Annotated in this window: 25 protein-coding genes; 13 read left to right on the plus strand and 12 right to left on the minus strand. The window is 63.7% G+C overall.

Going from position 1 to position 22,873, the window contains the following annotated elements; genetic code table 11:
• Positions 1 to 10 precede the first annotated feature (10 nt).
• On the plus strand, positions 11 to 316 hold the full coding sequence (locus CMV14_RS05055) for a muconolactone Delta-isomerase (RefSeq protein WP_066964121.1): 306 nt from the start codon (positions 11 to 13) through the stop codon (positions 314 to 316).
• Between the two features lie 276 nt (positions 317 to 592).
• Here CMV14_RS05055 and CMV14_RS26385 read toward each other — a convergent pair whose 3' ends face one another.
• The 6 genes from CMV14_RS26385 to CMV14_RS05085 all read right to left on the minus strand — a co-directional run bounded on the left by CMV14_RS26385 (position 593) and on the right by CMV14_RS05085 (position 3,602).
• A complete protein-coding gene (locus tag CMV14_RS26385; protein WP_139114717.1) occupies positions 593 to 988 on the minus strand; it encodes a hypothetical protein in 396 nt (131 codons plus the stop codon).
• Positions 906 to 1,193 carry a hypothetical protein gene (locus tag CMV14_RS26670; RefSeq protein WP_066964113.1) on the minus strand — a complete coding sequence of 96 codons (288 nt, stop codon included), beginning with the start codon at positions 1,191 to 1,193 and terminating at the stop codon, positions 906 to 908. Before CMV14_RS26670 ends, CMV14_RS26385 begins: the two co-directional genes overlap by 83 nt.
• Positions 1,194 to 1,337: 144 nt before the next feature.
• Positions 1,338 to 1,652: a phosphoribosyltransferase family protein gene (locus CMV14_RS05075; protein ID WP_066964111.1), complete on the minus strand. Its 315-nt coding sequence runs from the start codon at positions 1,650 to 1,652 to the stop codon at positions 1,338 to 1,340.
• A gap of 27 nt (positions 1,653 to 1,679) precedes the next feature.
• Positions 1,680 to 1,841 carry a ribose-phosphate pyrophosphokinase-like domain-containing protein gene (locus tag CMV14_RS05080; RefSeq protein WP_083215879.1) on the minus strand — a complete coding sequence of 54 codons (162 nt, stop codon included), beginning with the start codon at positions 1,839 to 1,841 and terminating at the stop codon, positions 1,680 to 1,682.
• Positions 1,801 to 1,989: a ribose-phosphate pyrophosphokinase-like domain-containing protein gene (locus tag CMV14_RS27555; protein WP_139114716.1), complete on the minus strand. Its 189-nt coding sequence runs from the start codon at positions 1,987 to 1,989 to the stop codon at positions 1,801 to 1,803. Before CMV14_RS27555 ends, CMV14_RS05080 begins: the two co-directional genes overlap by 41 nt.
• The gene (locus CMV14_RS05085; protein WP_083215878.1) at positions 1,986 to 3,602 is read right to left on the minus strand and encodes a thymidine phosphorylase family protein; all 1,617 of its coding nucleotides are present in this window, start codon (positions 3,600 to 3,602) and stop codon (positions 1,986 to 1,988) included. The genes CMV14_RS27555 and CMV14_RS05085 overlap by 4 nt, the downstream gene beginning before the upstream one ends.
• A 175-nt stretch (positions 3,603 to 3,777) precedes the next feature.
• On the opposite strand from CMV14_RS05085, the gene CMV14_RS05090 reads away from it, so the two are divergent.
• The 9 genes from CMV14_RS05090 (at position 3,778) to ccoS (ending at position 12,155) form a co-directional block, all read left to right on the plus strand.
• On the plus strand, positions 3,778 to 4,497 hold the full coding sequence (locus CMV14_RS05090; protein WP_066964109.1) for a Crp/Fnr family transcriptional regulator: 720 nt from the start codon (positions 3,778 to 3,780) through the stop codon (positions 4,495 to 4,497).
• A gap of 75 nt (positions 4,498 to 4,572) precedes the next feature.
• The gene (ccoN, locus tag CMV14_RS05095) at positions 4,573 to 6,222 is read left to right on the plus strand and encodes a cytochrome-c oxidase, cbb3-type subunit I (protein ID WP_066964209.1); all 1,650 of its coding nucleotides are present in this window, start codon (positions 4,573 to 4,575) and stop codon (positions 6,220 to 6,222) included.
• A 12-nt stretch (positions 6,223 to 6,234) separates the two neighbouring features.
• Complete coding sequence (gene ccoO, locus CMV14_RS05100; RefSeq protein ID WP_066964106.1) at positions 6,235 to 6,969, plus strand: cytochrome-c oxidase, cbb3-type subunit II; 735 nt, start codon at positions 6,235 to 6,237, stop codon at positions 6,967 to 6,969.
• Entirely contained in the window at positions 6,966 to 7,130 is a 165-nt protein-coding gene (locus CMV14_RS05105) for a cbb3-type cytochrome oxidase subunit 3 (RefSeq protein WP_083215877.1), read from the plus strand. The genes ccoO and CMV14_RS05105 overlap by 4 nt, the downstream gene beginning before the upstream one ends.
• Positions 7,123 to 7,992: a cytochrome-c oxidase, cbb3-type subunit III gene (gene ccoP / locus CMV14_RS05110; protein ID WP_066964103.1), complete on the plus strand. Its 870-nt coding sequence runs from the start codon at positions 7,123 to 7,125 to the stop codon at positions 7,990 to 7,992. Before CMV14_RS05105 ends, ccoP begins: the two co-directional genes overlap by 8 nt.
• On the plus strand, positions 7,989 to 9,440 hold the full coding sequence (ccoG, locus tag CMV14_RS05115; protein WP_408014375.1) for a cytochrome c oxidase accessory protein CcoG: 1,452 nt from the start codon (positions 7,989 to 7,991) through the stop codon (positions 9,438 to 9,440). Before ccoP ends, ccoG begins: the two co-directional genes overlap by 4 nt.
• Positions 9,441 to 9,463: 23 nt before the next feature.
• The gene (locus CMV14_RS05120) at positions 9,464 to 9,880 is read left to right on the plus strand and encodes a FixH family protein (RefSeq protein WP_238147191.1); all 417 of its coding nucleotides are present in this window, start codon (positions 9,464 to 9,466) and stop codon (positions 9,878 to 9,880) included.
• Entirely contained in the window at positions 9,877 to 11,997 is a 2,121-nt protein-coding gene (locus CMV14_RS05125; protein ID WP_066964096.1) for a heavy metal translocating P-type ATPase, read from the plus strand. Before CMV14_RS05120 ends, CMV14_RS05125 begins: the two co-directional genes overlap by 4 nt.
• Positions 11,994 to 12,155, plus strand: a complete 162-nt coding sequence (gene ccoS, locus CMV14_RS05130) for a cbb3-type cytochrome oxidase assembly protein CcoS (protein ID WP_066964203.1) — start codon at positions 11,994 to 11,996, stop codon at positions 12,153 to 12,155. The genes CMV14_RS05125 and ccoS overlap by 4 nt, the downstream gene beginning before the upstream one ends.
• A 250-nt stretch (positions 12,156 to 12,405) precedes the next feature.
• Here ccoS and CMV14_RS05135 read toward each other — a convergent pair whose 3' ends face one another.
• The gene (locus CMV14_RS05135; RefSeq protein ID WP_238147192.1) at positions 12,406 to 13,578 is read right to left on the minus strand and encodes an alpha-hydroxy acid oxidase; all 1,173 of its coding nucleotides are present in this window, start codon (positions 13,576 to 13,578) and stop codon (positions 12,406 to 12,408) included.
• A gap of 146 nt (positions 13,579 to 13,724) precedes the next feature.
• Between CMV14_RS05135 and CMV14_RS05140 the strand changes: the two genes are divergently transcribed.
• From CMV14_RS05140 to CMV14_RS05150, 3 genes are all read left to right on the plus strand, one after another.
• Complete coding sequence (locus CMV14_RS05140) at positions 13,725 to 14,585, plus strand: fumarylacetoacetate hydrolase family protein (RefSeq protein ID WP_066964090.1); 861 nt, start codon at positions 13,725 to 13,727, stop codon at positions 14,583 to 14,585.
• Positions 14,586 to 14,623: 38 nt separating this feature from the next.
• The gene (locus CMV14_RS05145) at positions 14,624 to 16,387 is read left to right on the plus strand and encodes an FAD-dependent monooxygenase (protein WP_066964087.1); all 1,764 of its coding nucleotides are present in this window, start codon (positions 14,624 to 14,626) and stop codon (positions 16,385 to 16,387) included.
• A 62-nt stretch (positions 16,388 to 16,449) separates the two neighbouring features.
• Positions 16,450 to 16,968: a nuclear transport factor 2 family protein gene (locus CMV14_RS05150; RefSeq protein WP_066964084.1), complete on the plus strand. Its 519-nt coding sequence runs from the start codon at positions 16,450 to 16,452 to the stop codon at positions 16,966 to 16,968.
• Positions 16,969 to 17,056: 88 nt separating this feature from the next.
• On the opposite strand, the gene CMV14_RS05155 is transcribed toward CMV14_RS05150, so the two are convergent.
• The 5 genes from CMV14_RS05155 to CMV14_RS05175 form a co-directional block, all read right to left on the minus strand.
• Positions 17,057 to 17,611 carry an NADPH-dependent FMN reductase gene (locus CMV14_RS05155; protein ID WP_066964081.1) on the minus strand — a complete coding sequence of 185 codons (555 nt, stop codon included), beginning with the start codon at positions 17,609 to 17,611 and terminating at the stop codon, positions 17,057 to 17,059.
• A gap of 46 nt (positions 17,612 to 17,657) precedes the next feature.
• Positions 17,658 to 18,473 (minus strand): SDR family NAD(P)-dependent oxidoreductase, encoded by an 816-nt coding sequence (locus CMV14_RS05160; RefSeq protein WP_066964078.1) that lies wholly within the window; start codon positions 18,471 to 18,473, stop codon positions 17,658 to 17,660.
• 199 nt (positions 18,474 to 18,672) lie between these two features.
• The gene (locus CMV14_RS05165) at positions 18,673 to 19,356 is read right to left on the minus strand and encodes a GntR family transcriptional regulator (protein ID WP_066964074.1); all 684 of its coding nucleotides are present in this window, start codon (positions 19,354 to 19,356) and stop codon (positions 18,673 to 18,675) included.
• A gap of 211 nt (positions 19,357 to 19,567) precedes the next feature.
• A complete protein-coding gene (locus tag CMV14_RS05170) occupies positions 19,568 to 20,491 on the minus strand; it encodes an MBL fold metallo-hydrolase (protein ID WP_176489098.1) in 924 nt (307 codons plus the stop codon).
• A gap of 56 nt (positions 20,492 to 20,547) precedes the next feature.
• Positions 20,548 to 22,863 (minus strand): TonB-dependent receptor, encoded by a 2,316-nt coding sequence (locus CMV14_RS05175; RefSeq protein ID WP_066964069.1) that lies wholly within the window; start codon positions 22,861 to 22,863, stop codon positions 20,548 to 20,550.
• Positions 22,864 to 22,873 lie beyond the last annotated feature (10 nt).

The following is a 22,873-nucleotide window of genomic DNA, read 5'->3' on the forward strand; positions in this document are numbered from 1 at the left end:
AGAACAGAACATGCTTTTTCACGTAACCTTCCACCTGGATCGCCAATCCCCCGCCTTCGTCGAGAGGCAGGCCGAACTGGTCGAGGCGCAGAACAGGCAGGTCGCCGAGGTCCAGAAGGAGGGGCGGCTCGTCGGGTTGTGGAGGCGTGCGGACTGGAATGGATCGATCGGGGTCATCGACGCTGCTTCGAACGAGGATCTGGCCCGCTATATAGCCTCGCTTCCCATGTTTCCCTTCTTCCGTTCGATCGACGTGGTGCCGCTGACACCTTATGCGGGCTTCGAGGAGTTCTGTGAGCCCCGCGTCAAGGTTTGATCACTGCGCATGGAAGAGGGCGGCGGTGCTTATGACATCCGCCCCGGGCGGCGCTTCGGCGCCGCCTTTTTGTGCCTAACTCGAAAGCGGCAGGCCCCTATTGCCGGTGGCGCAAAATACCGCCTCGGAAGGCCCCTGCAGTCGAGCGTGCTCCTCGAGTCTGTCGCCGTCAGCGAGATCCGAGAGGTGCTGATTGAACGGCCGCCACTTCGGGAGCTGGACGGCCGACCGTGGCAATGATGAGCGCGGCTAGCCCGAAGGTGGAGATGAGGCCGATCAGCAGCAGATCATAGCTGCCACGGCTGTCACAGATGAGGCTGCCGATCGAAGGGCCGATGCCGCCAGCCAGAATCTGGAGCGCGACGAGAATGCTGAACAGCGTGCCGAAACGCGCCCGATGGAATAGCGGCTGGTGATATAGGCGATGACATCGACTTCGGAGCCCAACGACAGGCCGAGCAGGAAGGCGACACGATAGATGATCTGCAGATCGCCACCGAAATGAAGGATGGCGATCGGCAAGAGAGCCAAGATCGAAAAGGCGACCCCGCCGACTCGAGAAGCAGGCCGGTGATCGATCCGATACCAATCAGCCAGCCCCAAGCAATAGAGCGGAATGCCGGTCAACGCGATGCGGCGCGGGCCTATCCGATCCATCAGGCCGCCGATCATCGGGACACAGGATCGACGCCGCACTGAGCAGCAGATAGCCGGAGGTAATCTGCGTGCGGCTCCAGCCGAACTGCTGCTCCAGCGGGGCGATGAACAGGCCCAGCGAATAGATGTGCGAGGTGCAGAAGGCCTGTCCGACGGCCGCCGCGACCACGGTGGGCCATGCCGCCTGCCATTCGTCCCTGGCCGATCCGGGAGGACGCATCGCCGCGCCTACAGGAAATCGACGATGCTGTGCGTCGGACGGGTCAGCGAATCTCCGTCCGGCCGCTCCGTCGCGTTGCGCACCCCCTTATATAGCATCGCGATCTCGTCGGTGCGCTCATATAGCTCGACGAAAGGCCCGTATTCAGCGCGCCGGGCCAACCGCTTCGCGGACTACGACGGCCGCTGGTCGTTGAGCTGGATCACGGTCGCCGCGGCGCCGCTTGCGGCCGATCATATAAGGCGCGCCCACATCGCGGGCGACCCGCGCCACCCATTGTTCGCTTTCGCTGTCGGGGCCGACAAGCAGGGGCCGAGCGACATGGGCGGTCAGCCAGGATGTGAGCTGAGGCGTTGCGTCGAGCGTGATCGCCTCGATCGGGTAAAGGTCGTTGAGCGCTCGGTAACGGTGGAGATGCGGGGACACCGTGATGATACGATTGAAGCTGCCGCTCAGCAAGCGCGCGAAACTGCGCGACGAGACCGCTTAGCCAGGCTGGCAGCGCTTGTCCTGCCGCATATAGGCAAGATAAGGCGTAACCAGGGTGATCAGACGGGCGCCGAGGTCGCGCGCGGCGTCCGCCGCGAACAGCAGGCGGAGGATCTGCTCATGGAGATGGGCGAGCGTACACACACACCAGCACAACATGCTTGCGGTCGATCGGCCCTGTGAAGCGCACGTAACTTTCTCCGTCGGGAAAGGGCCGACTCTCGATCTGACCAAGCGGGAACGCGAGCGTGCTGGCGATCTGCCGCGCGACGGACTCACTGCCCGGCAGAGCGCAGATGATCGTCATCCGCGATCTTCCAGTGCGATGATGTCGGGGTTGGCGACGGCATAATCGAGCGCGTAAGCAAGCTCGCCCGGGCTCTCGGCGTGAAGGGTGAAAAGCGGGTCGCCACCGCACAGGCTATCCCCAGTCTGAGCGTGGAGCAGGAGACCGGCGGCCGGAGCGTCGGGTGCTCCTGCCAGTTTGGCGAGCCGGGCGATGCGCCGGTTGTCGATCGCCGTTACCATCCCGCCGACCGGCGTCGTCACACTATGGCGATAGCCGCTTACCGGCAGATCGCGCCGGCCGCCCTGCGCCTCGCAGATCTCGTCGAATTTGCGCGCGGCAGCCCCGCTGGCGAGGAGCTGCTCGGCGAGCAACGCGCCGTCCCCTGGCAATGCCGCGCCGCCTGCCTCGAGCAGGATTGCCGCGAGGGTGCAGGCGCGGGCGCGAAGATCCTGCGGAGCGGTCGGATCGTTGTTGAGCACGGCCAGCACATCGGCGGCTTCGAGCGCCGGGCCAAGCGCGCGCCCAACCGGTTGCGTGCCGTCGGACTGGATGCAGATGGCGCGCATATCGAAGCGGCCGGCGATCGTCGTCAGCCGCCGCGCGAGGTCGGCCGCCGCCGCGGCCGAGCGGACCTTGGCGGTCGGACCTACGGGTATGTCGAGGACGACATGGGTCGCGCCGGCGGCGATTTTCTTCGACAACACCGATGCAACCAGCTGACCCTCGGTGTCGATGTCCAGTGCGCGCTCGACCCCGATGAAGATGTCATCGGCGGGACTGAGATCGATCGCCCCGCCCCAGACGATGCAGCCGCCGACCTGCTCGACGACCCGGCGCATGGCACCGATCGGCAGATCGACGGGCGCGAGCACCGCCATGACGTCGGCGGTGCCGGCGGGAGAGGTGATCGCGCGCGACGATGTCTTCGGCATGGTCAGCCCACCGGCCGCGACGATCGCAACGATGATGGGCGTTGTCCGGTTGCCGGGAAGTCCGCCAACGCAATGCTTGTCGACAACGATCGCAAACGGCCAGTCGAGCCGCTCTCCGCTCGCCACCATCGCCTTGGTCAAGGCCCAGCTTTCCTCTTCGTCCATCGGCTGGGCCGCAGTGGCGGTAAGGAAGGCGGCGAGGTGAAGGTCGGCATAGCGTCCATCGACCACGTCGCGAACGATCGCGGTCATGTCGTCGAGCTTGAGGCGGTGGCCATAGATTCGCCGCCTTATGCTTGCGATCGATGCGATGGGTGGTGCCTGCTTCACCCGGACGGTTGCGCCTTCGACCAGACCAAGCAGCCGCCAGGCGCTTTCCGACAGACCGACTTGATCGCGGTCGAGCACGTCGTCGACCTGGAAGAGGGTCGCGACGACCGAGCGCCCCCCGGCATGAAGCTCGACCCGGCTGTGGGGAGCGAGCCCTTCTGAACGGCAGATGGCGCTGTCGGTGCGCAGGATGACGATCGGCTCGCTGTGGCTGTGGAGGCCAAGGCGTCGCGCGCGCAGGGTGAGGGGCCCCGGAAGCGGACAGGCTGGGTTGGTCCGAGGCCGATCTGTCTGGGCCGGGGTGCTCCCCACAGCTTCCGTCGCGGGCTCGGCGCCGCAGGCGCTGACGTCGCTATGCAATCTGGTCATCGACCCCGCTTATGGGGCCATTTCGCCGGACCCTATTGGGAAAGCTACCTAGCTCTCCGCCCGGCCAGGGGTCGCGAAGGGGTTCGTACATATCCCTATATCGGCTTTGCCCCGAAGCCGAGAAAAGCGCCAGCTCAGGGTCCCGGCACAGGGACTTCGATGTGGGGTTCACCAGATGCTTCAGCTTGCCACCTCGCGGCCCAGTGTCGCACCCGATGCGGGACGCTGTGCCGACTGCGAGGTGCGTGCCTCCGCCATCTGCGGTTCGCTCGATGCCATCGGGCTCGAGGAGCTCGGGCGGATGGGCCGCAAGGTCCATCTGCGCCCTGGGCAGACGTTGCTGTGGGAAGGCGATGAGTCGGTTTTGGTCGGCAATGTGCTCGAAGGCATGCTCAAGCTGTCGACGGTGACGGGAGATGGCCGCGAACAGATCGTCGGCATCGTCTTTCCTTCGGATTTCATCGGCCGGCCGTTCGGCAAGGACAGCCATCACAGCGTCACCGCGCTGACCGAGGCGCGGGTGTGCGTGTTTCGTCGTGGCGCCTTCGACGGCTTTGCGGACAGCCATGCGGGTATCGAGGCGGCGCTGCTCCGGCGCACGCTCGACGAGCTCGACCGCGCGCGTCGCTGGATGCTGCTGCTCGGACGGATGTCGGCGACCGAGCGGGTGGCGAGTCTGCTGCTCGAGATGATCGACCGCCTCGGCGGTGCCCCGGGGAAGCCGCTATCACTGCCGCTCAGCCGCCAGCAGATGGCGGACCTGCTCGGGCTCGCGATCGAAACCGTCAGCCGCACCATGACGCGCTTCGAACGCGAGGGACTGATCACCCTGCCGGGTGGACGTCGGCTTGTGCTCCGGGATCGGGCGGGGCTCGAACGGATCGCGACCGGCTGAGGATTTTGACCTGGCGCAAAGCATCGCGTGGCCGCGCCGCGCATGGCGACCCCGGTTGATCAGGTGGGAATGACGATGGACAATGTGATGATGAAGTCGGGGGCGTGGTTGATCGCGCTGCTGCTCGCGGTGGGCGCGGCGGCCTATGCTGTCGACGGCGGATTTGCGGCGCAGATGTGGATAGTCGCCACCGCCGCGCTGGTCGGGCTGGTCGCCACCCTCAGGCGGACCGACTATGACGCCGTGCTCGGCCTCGCGGTCCGCCCGAAGCCGACGGGCTATTACGACGATGTCATCCGCCTCGGCGTGATCGCGACGGTGGTCTGGGGATTGGCGGGGCTGTTGGTCGGCCTATACATCGCGCTGCAGCTTGCCTTCCCGCAGCTCAACCTCGGCCTCGAATATACCAGCTTCGGGCGGTTGCGCCCGCTCCACACATCAGCGGTAATCTTCGCCTTCGGCGGCAATGCGCTGATCGCATCAAGTTTCTATATCGTCCAGCGAACCTGCCGCGCGCGGCTGGCATTCCCCAAGATCGCCGACTTCGTGTTTTGGGGCTACCAGCTGTTCATCGTCCTGGCGGCGACGGGCTATCTGCTCGGGATCACCGAAGGCCGCGAATATGCCGAGCCCGAATGGTATGTAGACATCTGGCTGACGATTGTCTGGGTGGCCTATCTGGCGGTGTTCGTCGGAACGATAGTCAAGCGTAACGAACCGCATATCTACGTCGCCAACTGGTTCTACCTGTCCTTCATCGTGACGATCGCGATGCTGCACCTCGTCAACAATCTGACGATCCCGGTCAGCCTTGTCGGCTCGAAAAGCTATTCGGCCTTCGCCGGCGTCCAGGACGCGCTGACGCAATGGTGGTACGGCCATAATGCGGTCGGCTTCTTCCTGACCGCAGGCTTCCTCGGCATGATGTATTATTTCGTGCCCAAGCAGGCCGAGCGCCCGATCTACAGCTATCGCCTGTCGATCGTCCATTTCTGGTCGCTGATCTTCCTCTATATCTGGGCCGGCCCCCACCACCTCCATTATACCGCGCTGCCCGACTGGGCGCAGACACTGGGCATGGTGTTCTCGGTGATGCTGTGGATGCCGAGCTGGGGCGGCATGATCAACGGGCTGATGACGCTCAACGGTGCGTGGGACAAGGTCCGCACCGATCCGATCATCCGCATGATGGTGCTGGCGCTCGCTTTCTACGGGATGAGCACCTTCGAAGGACCGATGATGTCGGTCAAGGCGGTCAATTCGCTGTCGCACTATACCGACTGGACGATCGGCCATGTCCATTCGGGGGCCCTCGGCTGGAACGGTATGATCACCTTCGCGACGATCTACTTCCTGGCGCCGCGCCTGTGGGGCCGCCAGCGGCTCTACTCGCTGCGCATGGTCAACTGGCACTTCTGGACCGCGACGCTCGGCATCGTCCTCTATGTCTCGTCGATGTGGGTCGCGGGCATCATGCAGGGGCTGATGTGGCGCGAATATGGCCAGAATGGCTATCTGGTCTACGCCTTCGTCGACGTCGTCGCGGCGATGAAGCCCTATTATCTGATCCGGGCGGCGGGCGGTCTCCTCTACCTCAGCGGCTCGGTGATCATGGCGTGGAATGTCTATCAGACGATCCGTGGACGCCTGCGCGACGAGGCGCCGCTGACCGACACCCCCCACAATCCGGCGCTGGACCATCCGCTCCAGCCCCGCGCCGCTTGAAGGACACGCCCGATGGCCACCAAAATTCTTGATCATGGCAAAATCGAGCGGAACGTCACTTTGCTGCTCGTGCTCTCGCTCATCACCGTCGCGATCGGCGGCATCGTCGAAATCGCGCCGCTCTTCTGGATCGATTCGACCGTCGAGAAGGTGCAGGGCATGCGGCCCTACACGCCGCTCGAGCTTGCCGGCCGCAACATCTATATACGCGAAGGCTGCTATAACTGTCACAGCCAGATGATCCGGCCGTTCCGCGACGAGGTGGAACGCTACGGCCATTACAGCCTCGCGGCCGAGAGCATGTACGATCACCCCTTCCAATGGGGATCGAAACGGACCGGGCCGGACCTCGCCCGGGTCGGTGGCCGCTATTCGGACGAGTGGCATGTCCAGCACATGGTCGATCCGCGCGCGGTCGTGCCAGGCTCGATCATGCCGTCCTACGCTTTCCTCAAGGAGCGCGACCTCGACGTCCGTCACCTCGACAAGCATCTCCAGGCGCTCAAATGGGCCGGGGTGCCATATACCGACGCGGAGATCAGCGCCGCGATCGCGGACGCACTCGCCCAGGCTGACCCCGACGCCGACGCTGCGGATATGAAGAAGCGCTATCCCAAGGCGCAAGCGCGCGATTTTGATGGCGATCCCAAGCGCGTGACCGAGATGGATGCGCTCGTCGCCTATCTGCAGATGCTCGGGACGCTCGTCGACACGAAGGCCGCCGAACCGGTGGAGACGGCGCGATGAGCTACGACCTCCTGCGCCATGCCGCCGACACCTGGGGAATGTTGTTTCTCGGTCTGGTCTTTCTTCTGGCGCTCTGGTTCGCGCTGCGTCCCTCGGCCCGCGCGCGTCATGGCGACGCCGCCCAAATCCCGTTCCGTGACGAGGATCCCCGCGATGACTGACCGCAAGATCGACGAAGCCACCGGCGTGCCCACGATGGGGCATGAATGGGACGGTATCGAGGAACTCGACAATCCGATGCCGCGCTGGTGGCTGTGGACCTTCTACGCGACGATCGTCTTCGCCGTCGGCTATTGTATCGCCTATCCCGCGATCCCGTTGCTCGAACGGGCGACGGCCGGCACGCTCGGCTGGAGCAGCCACCGCCAGCTTGCTGAGGAGATGGCGAAGGGCCAGGCGGCCCACGCCTCGACCCTCGCGGCACTTGCCAAGGTCGATATCGCGACGCTCGACCCCAAATCGCCGCTGATGCAGGCGGCGGTGGAGGGCGGGCGCGCGGCCTTCAAAATCAACTGCGCGGCGTGTCATGGTGCCGGCGCCGCCGGCACTCGTGGCTACCCCAACCTCAACGATGATGACTGGCTGTGGGGTGGAAGCCGTGCCGAGATCCATGAGACGCTGATGCACGGCATCCGGCAGCCCGGCAACGATGCGACCCGCATGTCGCAGATGCCAGCCTTCGGCCGCGACGGCATCCTCAAGCCCGAAGAGATTCAGGCTGTGGTGTCCTTCGTTCGCGCCGCGTCGCACCAGGAGACGGTCGGCGGGTCGGCCCGGCGCGGTGCTGCGCTGTACGCGGCGAATTGCGCGATGTGCCACGGCACTGACGCCAAGGGCGGACGTGCGTTCGGCGCCCCCAACCTCACCGATGCGATCTGGCTCTATGGCGGCGATCGCGAGGCGCTGACTGCGACCGTGACAAACGCGCGCTATGGGGTGATGCCTGCCTGGAACAAGACGCTCGACGCGGCGACGCTCAACATGCTGACCGCCTATGTCCACTCACTGGGTGGCGGCGAATGAACATGCCCCCCTCCGGTCTGCCGGCGCTGCCGCGCAAGCTCTATGCCCGCAGGCCGGACATCTTCCCGCGCGCGATCGACGGCTTCTTCCGGCGGCTCAAATGGGTTGTCATGGCCGTTACGCTGGCAATTTATTATGTGACGCCCTGGTTGCGGTGGAATCGCGGCGCTTATGCTCCCGACCAAGCGGTGCTGGTCGATCTCGCGCATCGCCGCTTCTATTTCTTCTCGATCGAGATCTGGCCACACGAATTCTATTATGTGGCGGGACTGCTGGTGATGGCGGGCATCGGGTTGTTCCTGGTGACAAGCACGGTCGGACGGGCCTGGTGCGGCTATGCCTGCCCACAGACGGTGTGGACCGATCTTTTCCTCCATGTCGAGCGCGCGATCGATGGCGATCGCAATGCCCAGCTGCGCTTGAAGAAAGCGCCATGGACGGCGAGCAAGATCGGCCGGCGGGTGCTGAAACATGGGAGTTGGCTTTTCATCGGCCTCGTGACGGGCGGCGCATGGGTGTTCTACTTCGCTGACGCGCCGACACTCGCGCACGACCTCGTGACTGGCGAGGCGGCCCATGTGGCCTACGCGACGATCGCGATCCTCACCGCGACCACTTATATTTTCGGCGGTTTCATGCGCGAACAGGTCTGCCTCTACATGTGCCCCTGGCCGCGCATCCAAGGGGCGATGCTCGACGAGCGTTCGCTGATCGTGACATACAAGGATTGGCGAGGCGAGCCGCGCAGCCATGGCGTGAAGCGCAGCGACGAGAGCGGAGACTGCATCGATTGCCAGGCTTGTGTTCAGGTCTGTCCGGTCGGCATCGACATCCGTAATGGCGCCCAGTTCGCCTGTATCACCTGCGCGCTGTGCATCGACGCCTGCGATCAGATGATGGACAAGGTGGGGAGACCCCGCGGGCTCATCGATTATGCAACGTTGGAGGATTGCAAGGCCGAGGCTGCCGGCGCGGCACCGGTACCGGTGACGCGGACGCTGTTCCGGCCGCGCACCCTGGCCTACTTCGCAGTCTGGAGCGCCGTCGGGCTGGCGATGGTGTTCGCCCTGGGCGCGCGCGCCCGTCTCGATCTCACTACGGCGCATGATCGCAATCCGCTCTGGGTGCAGTTGTCGGGCGGCGATGTGCGCAACGCCTATACGGTCAAGATCCGCAACATGGAATCGCGGCCCCGCACGTTACGCCTCGCGATCGAGGGGCTCGAGCAGGGCGTGATGTGGGACTCGCTCAGCGACGCCACTGCCGCGGGCCGCATGATGACGGTCTCGGTGGCTCCCGATCAGGTCGAAGCCCACCGCATCTATGTCAGGGCGCCGGGGCGCGGCCCCGCCACCGAGGACTTTCATTTCATCATTGCCGCGGCCGACGGCTCTTCCGACAGCGCTAGGGACGAGGCGCGGTTCGATCGTCCGGAGATGCAGCCATGACCCGACCATTCACCGGCTTCCACATGCTGGGCCTGACTGTGGCGTTCTTTGCCGTGGTGGTGGGTGTCAACATGGTTATGGCCACGCTGGCGACACGGACATTCGGCGGCACCGTCGTCGAGAACAGCTATGTCGCGAGCCAGAGGTTCAACCAATGGCTCGACAAGGCCCGCGCCCAGTCGGCACTCGGCTGGGTTGTCAATGCCAACCGGCGCGGCGATCGTGTCCATCTGACCCTTTCCGGGCTCGATCGCGCTGCGGTCGATGCCCTCGCGATCCATCCCCTCGGTCGATTGCCGGCAATGCGCCTGCACTTCGAGCGCATTTCGCTGCGGGAATATCGCTCGCGTGAGCCTCTGCCAGCCGGTCGCTGGCGCCTGGAAATCCACTTGCGCCGCGGTTCCGAAGCGAAGGATTTCGTCGCGGAGCTTTCGGCATGACGGCGATTGTCGAGCATAGCGAGTTCAGCTTGCCTGGGGTGCGGTGCGCTGCCTGCATCGCGAAGATCGAACAAGGACTGGCACATGTGCCAGGTGTCCGCTCGGCGCGGGTCAATCTCACCGCCAAACGGATCGCAATCGATCACGACGCGGGGCTCGACGTGCCCGCGCTGCGGTCCGCGCTCGATGCGCTCGGCTTTGCAGCCGAGCCCGTCATCGCACAGAGTGGCGATCTCGCGCATCGGCGCGAGAGTCGGCAGCTGCTGAAGGGGCTCGGCGTCGCGGGCTTTGCCTCGATGAACATCATGCTGCTTTCAGTCTCGGTTTGGTCGGGAGCGGACGGCGCAACCCGGCAGCTCTTCCACTGGCTGTCGGCGATGATCGCGATGCCGACCGTCGCTTATGCGGGCCAGCCCTTCTTCCGCTCGGCCTGGAGTGCGCTTCGCCACGGCCGGACCAACATGGATGTGCCTATCTCGATCGGAGTGCTGCTGGCGACCGCGCTCAGCCTGTTCGAAACAATCACGGGCGGTGCCCATGCCTATTTCGACGGTGCGGTCTCGCTGATCTTCTTCCTGCTGGCCGGCCGCTATCTCGACAGCGCGATGCGCGACCGGGCGCGCGACGGAGCGGGGGCGCTGATGCGCGCGATGGCGCCCGGGGGAATGGTGCTGCTGCCCGATGGCAGGGCCGAGTGGCGTTCCGCTGAAGATATAGCGCCGGGCATGGCCCTGCTGGTGAGCGCTGGCGAGCGCTTCGCCGCCGACGGACGGGTCGAGGAGGGCTCAAGCGCGATCGACCGGTCGCTTATCAGCGGCGAGAGCCGGCCGGAGCCGGTCGACGCGGGATCGGCGGTGATTGCAGGGTCTCTCAACCTCACCGGTCCGGTGACGGTCCGCGTCACCGCGACGGGACGCGATACCACCATCGCCGGCATGGCCCGGCTGATGGAAGCGGCGGGGCAGGGCCGATCCCGCTATGTGCGTATCGCCGACCGGGCGGCGCGCTATTATGCGCCGGCGGTCCACACCCTGGCCGCCGCTTCCTTTGTCGGCTGGATGATTGCCGGCGCCGGCTGGCACGCCTCGCTGCTCATCGCGGTGGCCGTGTTGATCGTTACGTGCCCTTGCGCGCTGGGCTTGGCCGTGCCGGTCGCGCAGGTCGTCGCTTCAGGCGCGCTCATGCGCCGCGGCCTGCTGGTCAAGGACGGCTCGGCGCTCGAGCGGCTGGCCGAGGCCGATCGGGTGTGCTTCGACAAAACCGGGACCTTGACTCTGGGACGACCGGAAGTCGTCAGCATAGAGGCGCTCAATCCGGCCGAATGCAGCGCGGCCCTTGCCCTCGCGCGCGCCAGCAACCACCCGCTTTCGCGCAGCCTCGCGCGAACGCTCGCTGAAAATGGCAGCAGGGCCGCGGATGCCAAGGACATCCGGGAGATTGCCGGGAAAGGCGTGGAAGGCCATGTCGGCGGGCGACTGGCTCGGCTCGGTCGCCCGGAATGGGTCGGAACCGCGGCCGCCGCCGACGACATGCTGTGTTGCGCTTTCCTGATCGACGGCGGCGCGCCGCGTCTGCTGCGGTTCGCGGACCGGCTTCGGCCCGATGCCGAGGAGGCGGTTGCGCGTATCGCCCGGTTGGGGATGGAGCCGGTCATATTATCCGGGGACCGCCGGGAAGCGGTCGCCGCGATTGCCGGCCAGGTCCACGCGCCGGCGATGGTCGGCATGACTCCAGACCAGAAAGTCGAGACGATCAACCGCCTGACGCGGGCTGGCCATCATGTGCTGATGGTCGGCGATGGTCTCAACGATGGACCGGCGCTTGCCGCAGGCCATGTCTCGATCGCGCCTTCATCCGCGAGCGATGTCGGGCAGAATGCCGCGGATATTGTGTTCCTGGGCGACAGCCTGCTGCCGGTGCCGATCGCGGTGGTGGCCGCGCGTCGTACCATGCGGATCGTCCGACAGAACTTTGCGCTGGCAATCGGTTATAACATCCTCGCGGTGCCGCTGGCCCTGCTGGGAATGGTGACGCCCCTGATTGCCGCGATCGCGATGTCGACCTCATCGATCATCGTGGTCGCCAATGCCCTCCGCCTCGCGCGGTGTACCCGGTGAGCGGCATCGGGCTTCTGATCCCGATAGCGCTGCTGCTTGGCCTCAGTGGCTTGGCTGCTTTCATGTGGTCATTGTCCACCGGACAGTTTGATGATCTCGAAGGTGCTGGTGAACGGATACTCATCAACGATGATCCGGAAGTTCAGGAACGACGCTGACTGTATCAATCGAGTTGGCGACCGCTTGTCGATCTGGACCGTTTGTAGGTGACGGCTTTGCACGACATATCGGCCGTTCGACGCACCGGCATCCGCATCTCAAAGCTGCCGTTCCTACGTGTCAGCCATGGTGGCAGATTTTGGGCCGGTTGCGGACTGGCAGGTTTGCAGAATAACCTCAAAAAGTTACCGTTCGTCCGCCGGCCGATTACAAGGGAGTCGCTTCCGCATCGACGGCCGTCCTTGTTGCTTATCCCACCCGATGGTGGAGAAACGATGCGTTCATCTTGGCTATGTCGGGACACCCGATCATCGCTAGGTCGCGCTGCACCTCGCTCCGCAATATTTCAATGGCGCGCAAGGCGCCTTCGGTTCCTCCAGCCATGACACCATAGAGCGTCGCCCGGCCGACCATGCAAAAATGCGCGCCGAGCCCATGCGCCACCAGAAGATTTGACCCCCGGCGAATTCCGCCATCGAACAACAGGCGCGCGCGATCACCCACATGGCGCGCGATTGCGGGAAGAACATCGATTGAGGCGGGCATGCAATCGAGCTTGTTGCCGCCATGATTGGAGACGATAACCGCGTCTGCCCCAAGGTCGAGCGCGCGCGATGCATCTTCGGCGCGCATGATGCCTTTGATCACCAGCTTGCCGGGCCAAAGCTTCCGCAGCCGCTCCACCTCGGGCCATTCGTGAAATGTAGGGGTTTGCGACCATGACCGCCGGGCAATCTCGTTGGCCGACGCGCCTGGCGGCGAATAGGGCGCCCAGCTGTCCGCCCGCGGGAGGCCGCCGCGCGAGCCGTGTTCCCAGCTCCAGCCCGGGTGGCGCAATGCCTGCCAGATGACATAGGGCCATTTGGCCGGGGGCACATAGGCAGGCAGCTTGAGGCCCGCCCGAACCAGCCAATGATTATACATCGGGGCGGGGGCATCGACCGTGAAGACCAGGACATCGACGCCTGCATCGGCGCCGCGTCGAAGCATGTCGTCGGTTATCTTGGAATCGCGGGCGGCATAGAGCTGCTGCCAGACATTGCCGGGTGCGATACGCGCGATCTCTTCGATCGATGCGCAACTCGAACTCGACAGCATGAAAGGTATGTTTGCTTCGGCGGCGGCTTCAGCCAGCATCTGCTCCGCGTTGCGCCGCATAATGCCTGCAAAGCCGACTGCGGAGATGCCGAACGAGCTCGAATAGGTCTTGCCGAACAGCGTGACCTGCTGGTTGACCGCCGAGCAGTCGACCAGCGCATGCGCGCTCAGCAGGTGTTTACGAAACGCGTCCGCATTGCGGACCGGCCCGCTGCCGTCGTCTCCGCCGGTTTCCACCGGAACAAAAGCGAATTCCGGCGTCCTCCGGCGCGCAATCTCCTTGAGATCGCCAATTGTGATCGCCCGGCTGACCTTCGTTGTCACCGATTTCCTCCCAATATTGCCGCGGCTTCGGCGCCGCGACCTTTCCCAAGCCTAACCACACCCCTTGCCGCGATCAAGTAATGTATTCATAATGCAGTTACGAATCTGGCGCCGGTCGGCGTGCGGTACGAAAGGGAGGGGTTCGGATGAAACTGGCGCGCTTCGCCGCAGATGGGGAATGTCGGATCGGTGTGATCACCGAGAAGGGCGTTGCACCCATCGACGATTTTTCGACGATGCTCGAACTGATCAGCGCGGGTGAAGCGGGATTGGCGCGTGTCGCCGACGCTGTTCAACGCGCGACGGTCAGGCCGCTTGCCGACATACGGCTACTCGCGCCGATCGAGCGACCGGGCAAATATCTAGCCATCGGCATGAATTACGGTAAGCATGCGGCCGAGGCTGCGCGACTGGGCATCGCGCAGATAGCCCACCAGACATGGTTCAACAAACAGACCAGCTGCCTTTCGGGCCCGTTCGACGACATCGATCCGGGCGTGACCGAAAAGCTGGATTATGAGGTCGAACTGGCTGCCGTGATCGGCCGAGCGGCGAAGCATGTCAGCGAGCGGGACGCGCCGCACCATGTCTTCGGCTATGTCGTCGCAAACGACGTTTCCGCGCGCGATTGGCAGTTCCATTCCCCGACATTCACCATGGGCAAGTCATTCGATACCCATGGACCGATCGGCCCATGGATCGTCACGGCCGACGAACTCGGCAACCCGCATGACCTCGGTCTCCGATGCTTCGTCAACGGCGAACTGCGGCAATCGGGCCGCACCAGCGACATGATCGCAAATCTGTGGGATCAGATCGCCTATCTCTCCCAGGCCTTCACGCTCGACCCCGGCGACTTGATCGCGACCGGAACGCCCGAAGGTGTCGGCATCGCCCTCGATCCGCCACGATTCCTGAAACCGGGCGACGTGGTCCGCTGCGAGATCGATCGGATCGGCGTGATCGAAAACAGGGTTTCGTCCCCCCGCACACCCGCCGCCGCCTGACGCGTCGTCGCTCTTCTTTTCCAAATGCGAGCATCGAAATGAACCAACCGCAGACTATCGCTATCGTTGGCGCCGGGCCCACCGGCCTTTCAGCCGCCATATTGCTTCGCCAGCGCGGCTATTCTCCGATCGTGATCGAACGCAGGCCCGATATTACGGGCTATCCTGCGGCGCATGTGGCCAATACGCGGACGATGGAGGTCTTCGCCGAAATGGGCGTCGCCGATCGCATCTGGGACGCCGGCGACACCAACGCGATGAGCAGCCTCGTCGTCTGGCTGGAAAGCATGGCCGGCCGTGAATATGGCATCCTCCCGATCCAGGGCGCGGCAACCGACGAACGAGGGCCGCTCAGCGCCTATAATTCGGTGAACATCCCGCAGACCCGGCTGGAGAAGATCCTGTTCGACCGGTTCGTCGAACTGGGCGGCGAGGTACGGTTCGGGCAGGAAGTCATCGATGTGCGTGCGTCGGAAACCGTCGAACTTTCGCTCAGGAACATGGCCGACGATGCGTGCAGCGGCCTGCGCTGCGACTGGCTTCTCGGATGCGACGGCGCAGGCAGCATCGTGCGCCGGGCGACAGGCATAGAGATGGACGGTCCGCGGACCATCGCACGCTTCATGACGATTTACTTCGAAGCCGATCTGGATCGCTTTCGACAGGACCGACGCGGGCTGCTCTACTGGATCGGCGGCCCCGAAGCCCGCGGCGTCTTCATCAGCTTCGACGAGATCGGCCGCACCTGGGCGATGCTCGTGCCGATCGGGGACCTGCCGATCGAGGTATTCGACGACACGGCGGCGATCCGGATCGTCCAGAAAGCCATCGGCGACCTTTCGGCCCCGGTGTCGCTCCAGGCGGTATCGAGCTGGAACATGAGCGCGCAGGTGGCGCAGCGTTATCGGCACGGGCGCGTCCTGCTGGCCGGCGACGCCTGCCATCGCTTCCCGCCGACCGGGGGCCTGGGAATGAACACCGGCATCCAGGATTCGCATAACCTCGTCTGGAAACTTTGCGCGGTGATTGAAGGACAGGCCGGCGACGCCCTGATCGACAGCTATGAGCGGGAACGCCGGCCCATCGCGCAGCGCAACACCGACCAGAGCGTGCACAACCTCATGAAAATGGGGATGATCGACGCGGCGCTCGGCATCGAGGCGCTTGCCCCCGTCAAGGCCGACGCTGGCGATGGCCCCGTCGCCACATGGCCGGCGGAGGTCCTGGGCATCGACGGGGATACGCCGGAGGCCCGGTCGCGCAGGGCGGCGGTCCAGTCCGCCATCGACGAGCAGGCGGAGCATTTCGCGCAAGGGGCCGGTATCGACCTCGGCTTCACCTATGCCGAGGGTGCTTTCATTCCCGATGGATCGCCGGAGCCTTCCAGCGCGCCATGCGAGTATCGCCCGGACGCCCATCCCGGCGCCAGGCTGCCCTTCAACTCGCCGGACGGAAGCTTCGCCCAATCCACGCTCGGTGCCGTGCAACCCGCCGGAATTACGGTTTTCACAGCGGATTCGCGGTGGGCAGCGATTGTTGACGGCGTTGCCGTAGAGTCCGGTATCGACCTGCACCTTGTCCGGTTCGGCGAGGGTGCCCGGAACCTGGGTCCGCAGGCGCGGGACTTGCTCGGTATCGGTACGAGCGGTGCGGTCGCCGTCCGTCCCGACGGCCATGTGCTGTGGCGGTGCGCCGAATGGACCCACCAATCCGCCTCCGAACTGCGTGACGCCGCGCGCCTCATTACGGGCGAGACGTCGCGACAGGCGTCGCGCGAAGCCGAAAGATCTTTGGCCAACTAGATCGTCCGGCGAGCCGGGCGGACCCTCCCCTCAATCCTGACTGGTTTCCATGGAGAAAGACGATGAATCGTGATGAACTGCTCGATACGCTGATTGCGGAGCGCGAAATACGGCAACTGGCGCACACCCTGTCACGCTATGTCGATCGCGGAAATATCGAGGGCATGCGTAGCATGTTCCACCCGGATGCAGTGGCCGAATATGGGTTCAACAAGACCAAGACCGTCGATGAGTTTCTAGACCACTTCAAGGTCCAGATCACCACGCTCACGGGCGTCCAGCACCATATCACTACCAGCAATATCCGCGTCGAGGGCGACTATGCCGAGGCAGAGAATTATGCCATCGCGCATTGCGACATCAAGGCTAGCGGAATGACGGTCGTCATCGGCGGGCGCTATCTCGACAAGCTGGAGCGGCGTGACGGGGTGTGGAAGATCGCGCACCGCATCGGCCTCGAGGACTGGTCGGTGAAGACGCCCGCTCCGCCGCCGGGTGCCAATGATCTGGTGGGTGTCATCCCGAGGGGCGCGCTTGGCGAGGCCGACCCTGCATATGGCTTTTTCAGGCTGATCAAATAGCCGCATCCGGCCGCGTAGCTATCCAAATAAAATGGCGGGCAAATATCCCCGCCATTTTTGCTTTCCGAATCCATGGGGGTCGAAAGCGCTATCGCCGCATCCGTTCGATGAAGGCATGAAAGCGCAGCGCATAGGCGCGCAGGAAATCTTCGACCGTCGGATCCGCCACATTGCCATCCGTGTCGATCATGTCGGGCGACTTGAAGCCGATATAGACTTCGCCCGGCAATACGAACGCCCCCAGGATCGACAGGACCTGGCGCAGATGCTGCTGCCCGATCGCAGTGCCGATGGCGCCCGGACTGGCGCCCGTCATCCCGACCACCTTGTCCCGCCAGATATTCTCCGCAAAGGGCTTTGAACCCCAGTCGATCGCATTTTTCAGGACGCCGGGGATCGAGCGATTGAACTCGGGCGTAACGATCGATACCGCATCCGAGTCCGCAATCGCGCGCGTGAAATCGACGACCGATTTCGGGCGATCCTTTTCGAGATCCCCATGATAGTGCGGCATATCGTACATCGGTACGTCGACGAAGCGGAGATCCGCCGGCGACAGTCGTTCGATCGCCTTGGCAAGGCGCCGGTTTATCGAACCCGTGCGGGTGCTCGCCACCAGCGTCGCGACAGTGAATTTGGCCATGATTCCGATCCCGTTATCTTAGGGGCTACAAAAGCAGCAAAGCGGCTCAGCGGCCTCGCATGTTGAGCGTAAGGCCGCCGTCGATCGGGATTTTGGCCCCGTTGATATAGCTCGCGCGATCGGACGCCAGAAAGGTCACGAGGTCGGCAATCTCGCTCATTTCCGCCCAGCGCCCCGTCACTATGCCAAGCTCCTTGCTGAGGCCGGTCAAAACATCCTCGGCGGGCTTCGCGACGGTCTGCGCTATTCCCTGCAGCCATTTTCTGCGGTTTTCCGTACCCACTAGCCCCGGTATGATCGCGTTCACATTGATCGATTGCGCCGCCAACTCGGCCGCCAGATATCCGGTCGCCTGGATCAGCGCGGCGTTCGCCGCCCCATGCAGCAGGCCCGGCTTCAGGACCGCGGCCCCTGTCGCACCAGTGACGTTGATCACGCGCCCACTACCGTCCGTCGGGATCATCGTCAGCACGGCCCGTACGAGGCGCAGTCCTCCCAGAGCCTTGACCTCGATCACCTCGCGCCACGCCGGATCGTCCCAATGAAGCTGGCTTTCCGGGGATGTCGCGGGTACGCCCGCATTATGGACGATGATATTCAGGGATTTGAAGGTCGCGGTTGCGCGTAGTGTCTCCACCGCGCTTTGAACGCTTTCTGCACAGCTGATGTCTGCAGAAACGCATTCGACCGCGATACCATGCTCATCGGTCAGTTTCGCAGCGGCTGCTTCCAGCTTCTCCCTGTTGCGGGCAAGCAGCGCTACATTAACGCCCTCTTTGGCTAGGCCGGATGCAATAGCGTAGCCTATCCCCTGGCTGGCGCCCGTGATCAGCGCCGTGCGCCCTTTCAAGCCAAGTTCCATTTTGCCCCGCTCCTGACAATATAACGCTTATCGTGTCTGAAATAATGTATTCATAATTCAATATATGTGGCCGATCAACTCGGTTTTTGCTCGTGCGATCCGCGATAAAGCGAGCTCGATACCGTCCGGGCGCCGACAAGCGCGGCAAAGCGCCCCGCAGAGCGGGCAGCACTTGTTGCGGCGGCAGAGTGGCTGTTGTTTAGCTCGTTGAGCTGCTGGCGGCTTGACCGACCAGGTCAAGATGGCGGAGCACCGCGCGATCGGCGGCGTCGGCGTCACGAGCGAGCAGCGCGACGGCGATATCACCATGTTGCTGGATGAATTCGTCGCGCAGGCTGTCCGGGATCTTGTCGATCGTCTGATAGCGATGACGCATCAGATGCGCGTTGGCGCGCGTATGCATCTCGATCAACAGGGGATTGTGGGAGGCATTCGCAATCGCGACATGGAAGTCCTGATTGGCCCGGAAATACCGTTTGATGTTGCCGCTTTCGACTGCATCCACCATCTGGCTGTGGTAGGATGCGATCTCCTTCAATTCGCGGTCTTCGGCCTTGCGGCATGCAATGCGCGCTGCCGAGGCTTCCAGATATGCCACCGCCTCAACGGTTGCATCAAGCTGATCGACGTTGAGGTCCGTGACCATCGCCCCGCGCTGCGGCGTCAATATCAGCAGGCCTTCTGAGGCCAACACCTTCAGCGCTTCGCGCAATGGCGTCCGCGAGATGCCGAGAAGCGTGCACAGCTCGATTTCCGGCATGCGCGATCCGGGGAGGATTTCTCCCTCTATGATCATATTCCGCATCGTGTCGGCCGCGCGTTCATGCAGCAACTGCTTCTGCTGCTTCACCACCCGGCCCGCGGATTTTAGCTGCAGCTTCACCTTGGGCCCGCGTCTGACCTGATCACGGCTTGTGGGTTTGCCCGCTACGCGTGGTCCTGCCATGTTCCACTCTGTCCCTCTGCCGCAGTCAGCTGCGGCCCTGCCGCTCAATCGTGTATAAAGCATGTGAGAGCAAGACGATTCTGCCCGATCCCGGCAGGCCCGAAGACGAGCGCGATCCCGGAAGAACCAGCCTTGCCGCGCGGATCATCTACGCGCGCAGCAACTCGGCATATACGATTTCGACGAAGGTCGGGAAGAAGAGCGGCGGGGAGGGCGGAGGGTCTTTCAGGATCGCCCTGATCTCCGAAAGCTGCTTGCCCGCTTTGAAAAGCTTCTCGACCTCGTCCCGGCGCCGCTCGGTCGCCAGGATCATCGCCTTCAGCTGGTCGCGATCGACCTGCGCGCTGCCATGGCCACCGACATAGACCCGGGCATTGAGCGCCAGGGCGGCTTTCATGACCTTCAGCCAGCCTGCCGACGAACCGAATTTCTCCAGGTTGATGACCGGATAGGGACCGCGATCCGGCAGATTCGGATCGCCTCCGGTCAACAGGTCGCCGACGAACGCTACGCGTTGCGCCGGAAACCATGCGACGAGATCCCCGTCGGTATGGCCGGCGGCAAGGTGGGTCAACACAACGCTGATTCCCCCCACCGTCAGCGTCCGGGAGTGCCGGACCAGTTCGGTCGGCAGATAGGATTTGAGATCGGCGGGGACGGGCGGCTGGGGGCGGGCGTAAAATTGCTTGCCAGCGACGGTGTCGGTCATTTCCGATAGCGTATTTTCCTGTGCGATCACCATGATGCCGCGCGGCCAGGCCGGCAGGCCGTTGATATGATCCGGATCGCTATGCGTCAGGATGATGGCGCGCAGCGGAAGGTCGGTCCGTGCCCGGATTTCGCGCTGCATAGCCACGGCATCGGCGTCGAGCATCTGGGCGTCGATCACCACCACCCCATCCTTGCCGACGACGAATCCGGTGTTCGTTATCCCGCCGGTCACGACATGGGCGCCGTCGCCCAGGGGGACCACCTTGAGCATGCTGCGGTGCAGGCCAGCTCCGCCTTCGCCGTATGCCTGTGCGCCGGGAAAGGCCAGAGTCAGGCCAGCCGCGGCAACGAGCACGCGCATCGGTCGCCGCAGTGGCCAGCGTCGCGACGCCTCGGCGGGCTGGCCTGACAAAGCCATCAGAAATGAACCCCCAGCTTGATGCCATAGGTCCTCGGCGCGCCGGGCACATGCAGGTCGGCGCTCGTTTCGGAGCCCGCGACCAGATAATATTTGCCGGTCAGATTGCGCACGAACAGCTGAACATCGAACTTCTCGTTCGAGGAGGTCCAGGTGGTCGATGCGTTTACGAGGTGGAACGCCTTCTGCGATAAGCGGTTAGCGGGATCCCAGAACATCTTGCTCTTATAGGCATCGCTGACGCCGAAATTGAACGATCCGACTTGTGTCTCGAAGGTATAGTTGAAACCCAGCGTGTAGGAGAATCTCGGAGCATAAGGCATGCGGTGGCCACTATTGTTGCATGGCACGATCGTCCTGTTGCCGCCTCCATTAGGGCCTGCGCCGGGGGGGACCGAGCATTGCGACAGCAAGGTTCCATAACGCGTGTCCAGATATTCCATGCTGCCAGTGATCGACAGGCCACGGGCCGGCACGAGTTCGAAATCGAGATCCACGCCTTTGATCTTCGCTGAGCTTGCGCTGTAGATGATCACCGACCCTACGGGAGCCGGGGGCGCCGAGGTGCGCAGCTGGATCTTCTTGTAATCCATGTAGAAAACTGCGGCGTTGAGGCGAAGAACGCGCCCGAACAAATCCGACTTGATGCCGAGTTCGAACGCGTCGAGCGTCTCGGGTGGGATGGGCGGATTGCTGAACGATGTGACATTGTAGGTCCCGGCCCGGAAGCCCGTATTGTACGATGCATAGGCATGGACATCCTCTTCCAGATCCTGTGCCAGCACCACCTTGAAGGTCGGTTTCGAATAGGTCTTCGAGGTCGGGATCGCGGGCAGCGTCGCCGTCGGCAACCCGGGCGAGACCGGCTGTGGCAGTCCGGGTGGACCGACGGTGATGCTGTTGGGACGACCCTGAAGATAGGAGATGAGCCCGCTCAGGCCCTTGTCGTCGCGCGTGTAGCGCGCTCCCAGGGTCACACGGGTCGATGGCGTGAGCTTATAGGTACCCTCCCCATAGGCCGCGTAGGAGCGCGTGGTGGCGCGTGCTGCGGTCCGGCTCGGTGCGGCATTGCCGGGCAGGCGGATGCAGCTCGCCGCGGTGTTACCGGCACATGGCGTAAGCGTGTCGAATCGCGTCGTCGTATTGTCATGGAAATAATAGAGCCCGGCGATCCAGCTGAAGGGCGAGTCGTCATCGGGATTGGAGGTCAGCTGGAGTTCCTGGCTGAAGGTTTTGCTACGCCCATAGATATCCGACCAGACGGTGCCCTGCCCCACAAAGGCGCCCGGAATGCCGAACCGGTTTAGCAGCGAGAGCGCCTGCGCATCGATATAGCCGGTCAGGCTCATCAGAGAGACCGGGCCGAGATCATGCTCTATCTTCAGCGAAGCGGCCCGGAATTTCGAGTCGACGAACGGGGTGCGGCGGTCGCCTGCGACATATTCGCCGAGGAACCCATTGCCATCGAGACCGATCGAGCCCGGATAGACAGAGTTCACATTGCCCTGATCGGTCTTCACATCGACATAGGCGCCTTGCAGCTGGATCGTTGTTTTATCCCCTGGCGTCCACCGCAGCTTGCCCTGGAGACCCGTTTCCTTGTTCGTGAACAGGTCGCTCCCATCAACTGTATTCCGGCCCCAACCGTCGGCCTGGTTGGTGTGGGTGACGGCGATGTTCGCTGCCAGATCGTCGCCGAGCGGCGCGGATGCGTAGAGATTGGCGTTGAACGTATCGTAATTGGCATAGCCGACCGAAGCGTCGAGTTTGAACTCACGGCCCGGATTGCGGGTTATGACGTTGACAAGGCCGCCAGTAGAGTTGCGTCCGTACAGCGTCCCCTGCGGCCCCTTGAGAACCTCGATCCGTTCGATGTTGTTGAACGAGAATGGACTGGAGCCGGCATTGGGAAGGTAGAGGCCATCGAGATAGACCGCGACGGGTGACTCCGCATTGAACCCGGCCGTATTGGTGCCCACGCCCCGCAGATACAGGTTGTTCGCGGCGCCGGCGCGCTGGACCTGCAGGCCCGGCACGATCCGCGAGAGTTCGCTGACTGTGGTCACGCCCTGCGCCACAAGGCTTTCGGCCGAAAAGGCGGTGACCACCGAAGGTACTAGCTGCTGGCTTTCCAAACGACGCGTTGCCGTCACGACGATGTCCTGCACGCCGGTCGCATCGGTATCGCCGGGGTCAACGGGCGCCCGGTCGCCCTGCTGCGTCTGAGCCGATGGCGACTGGCCAAAGGCGTACCCAGGCATGGCGAGCAGCGACGCGGTGAGGCACCATATCGTCCGCGAGTTCAATTTCTTCATCTTATCACTC

This window comes from Rhizorhabdus dicambivorans (assembly GCF_002355275.1).
GTDB classification, from domain to species: domain Bacteria; phylum Pseudomonadota; class Alphaproteobacteria; order Sphingomonadales; family Sphingomonadaceae; genus Rhizorhabdus; species Rhizorhabdus dicambivorans.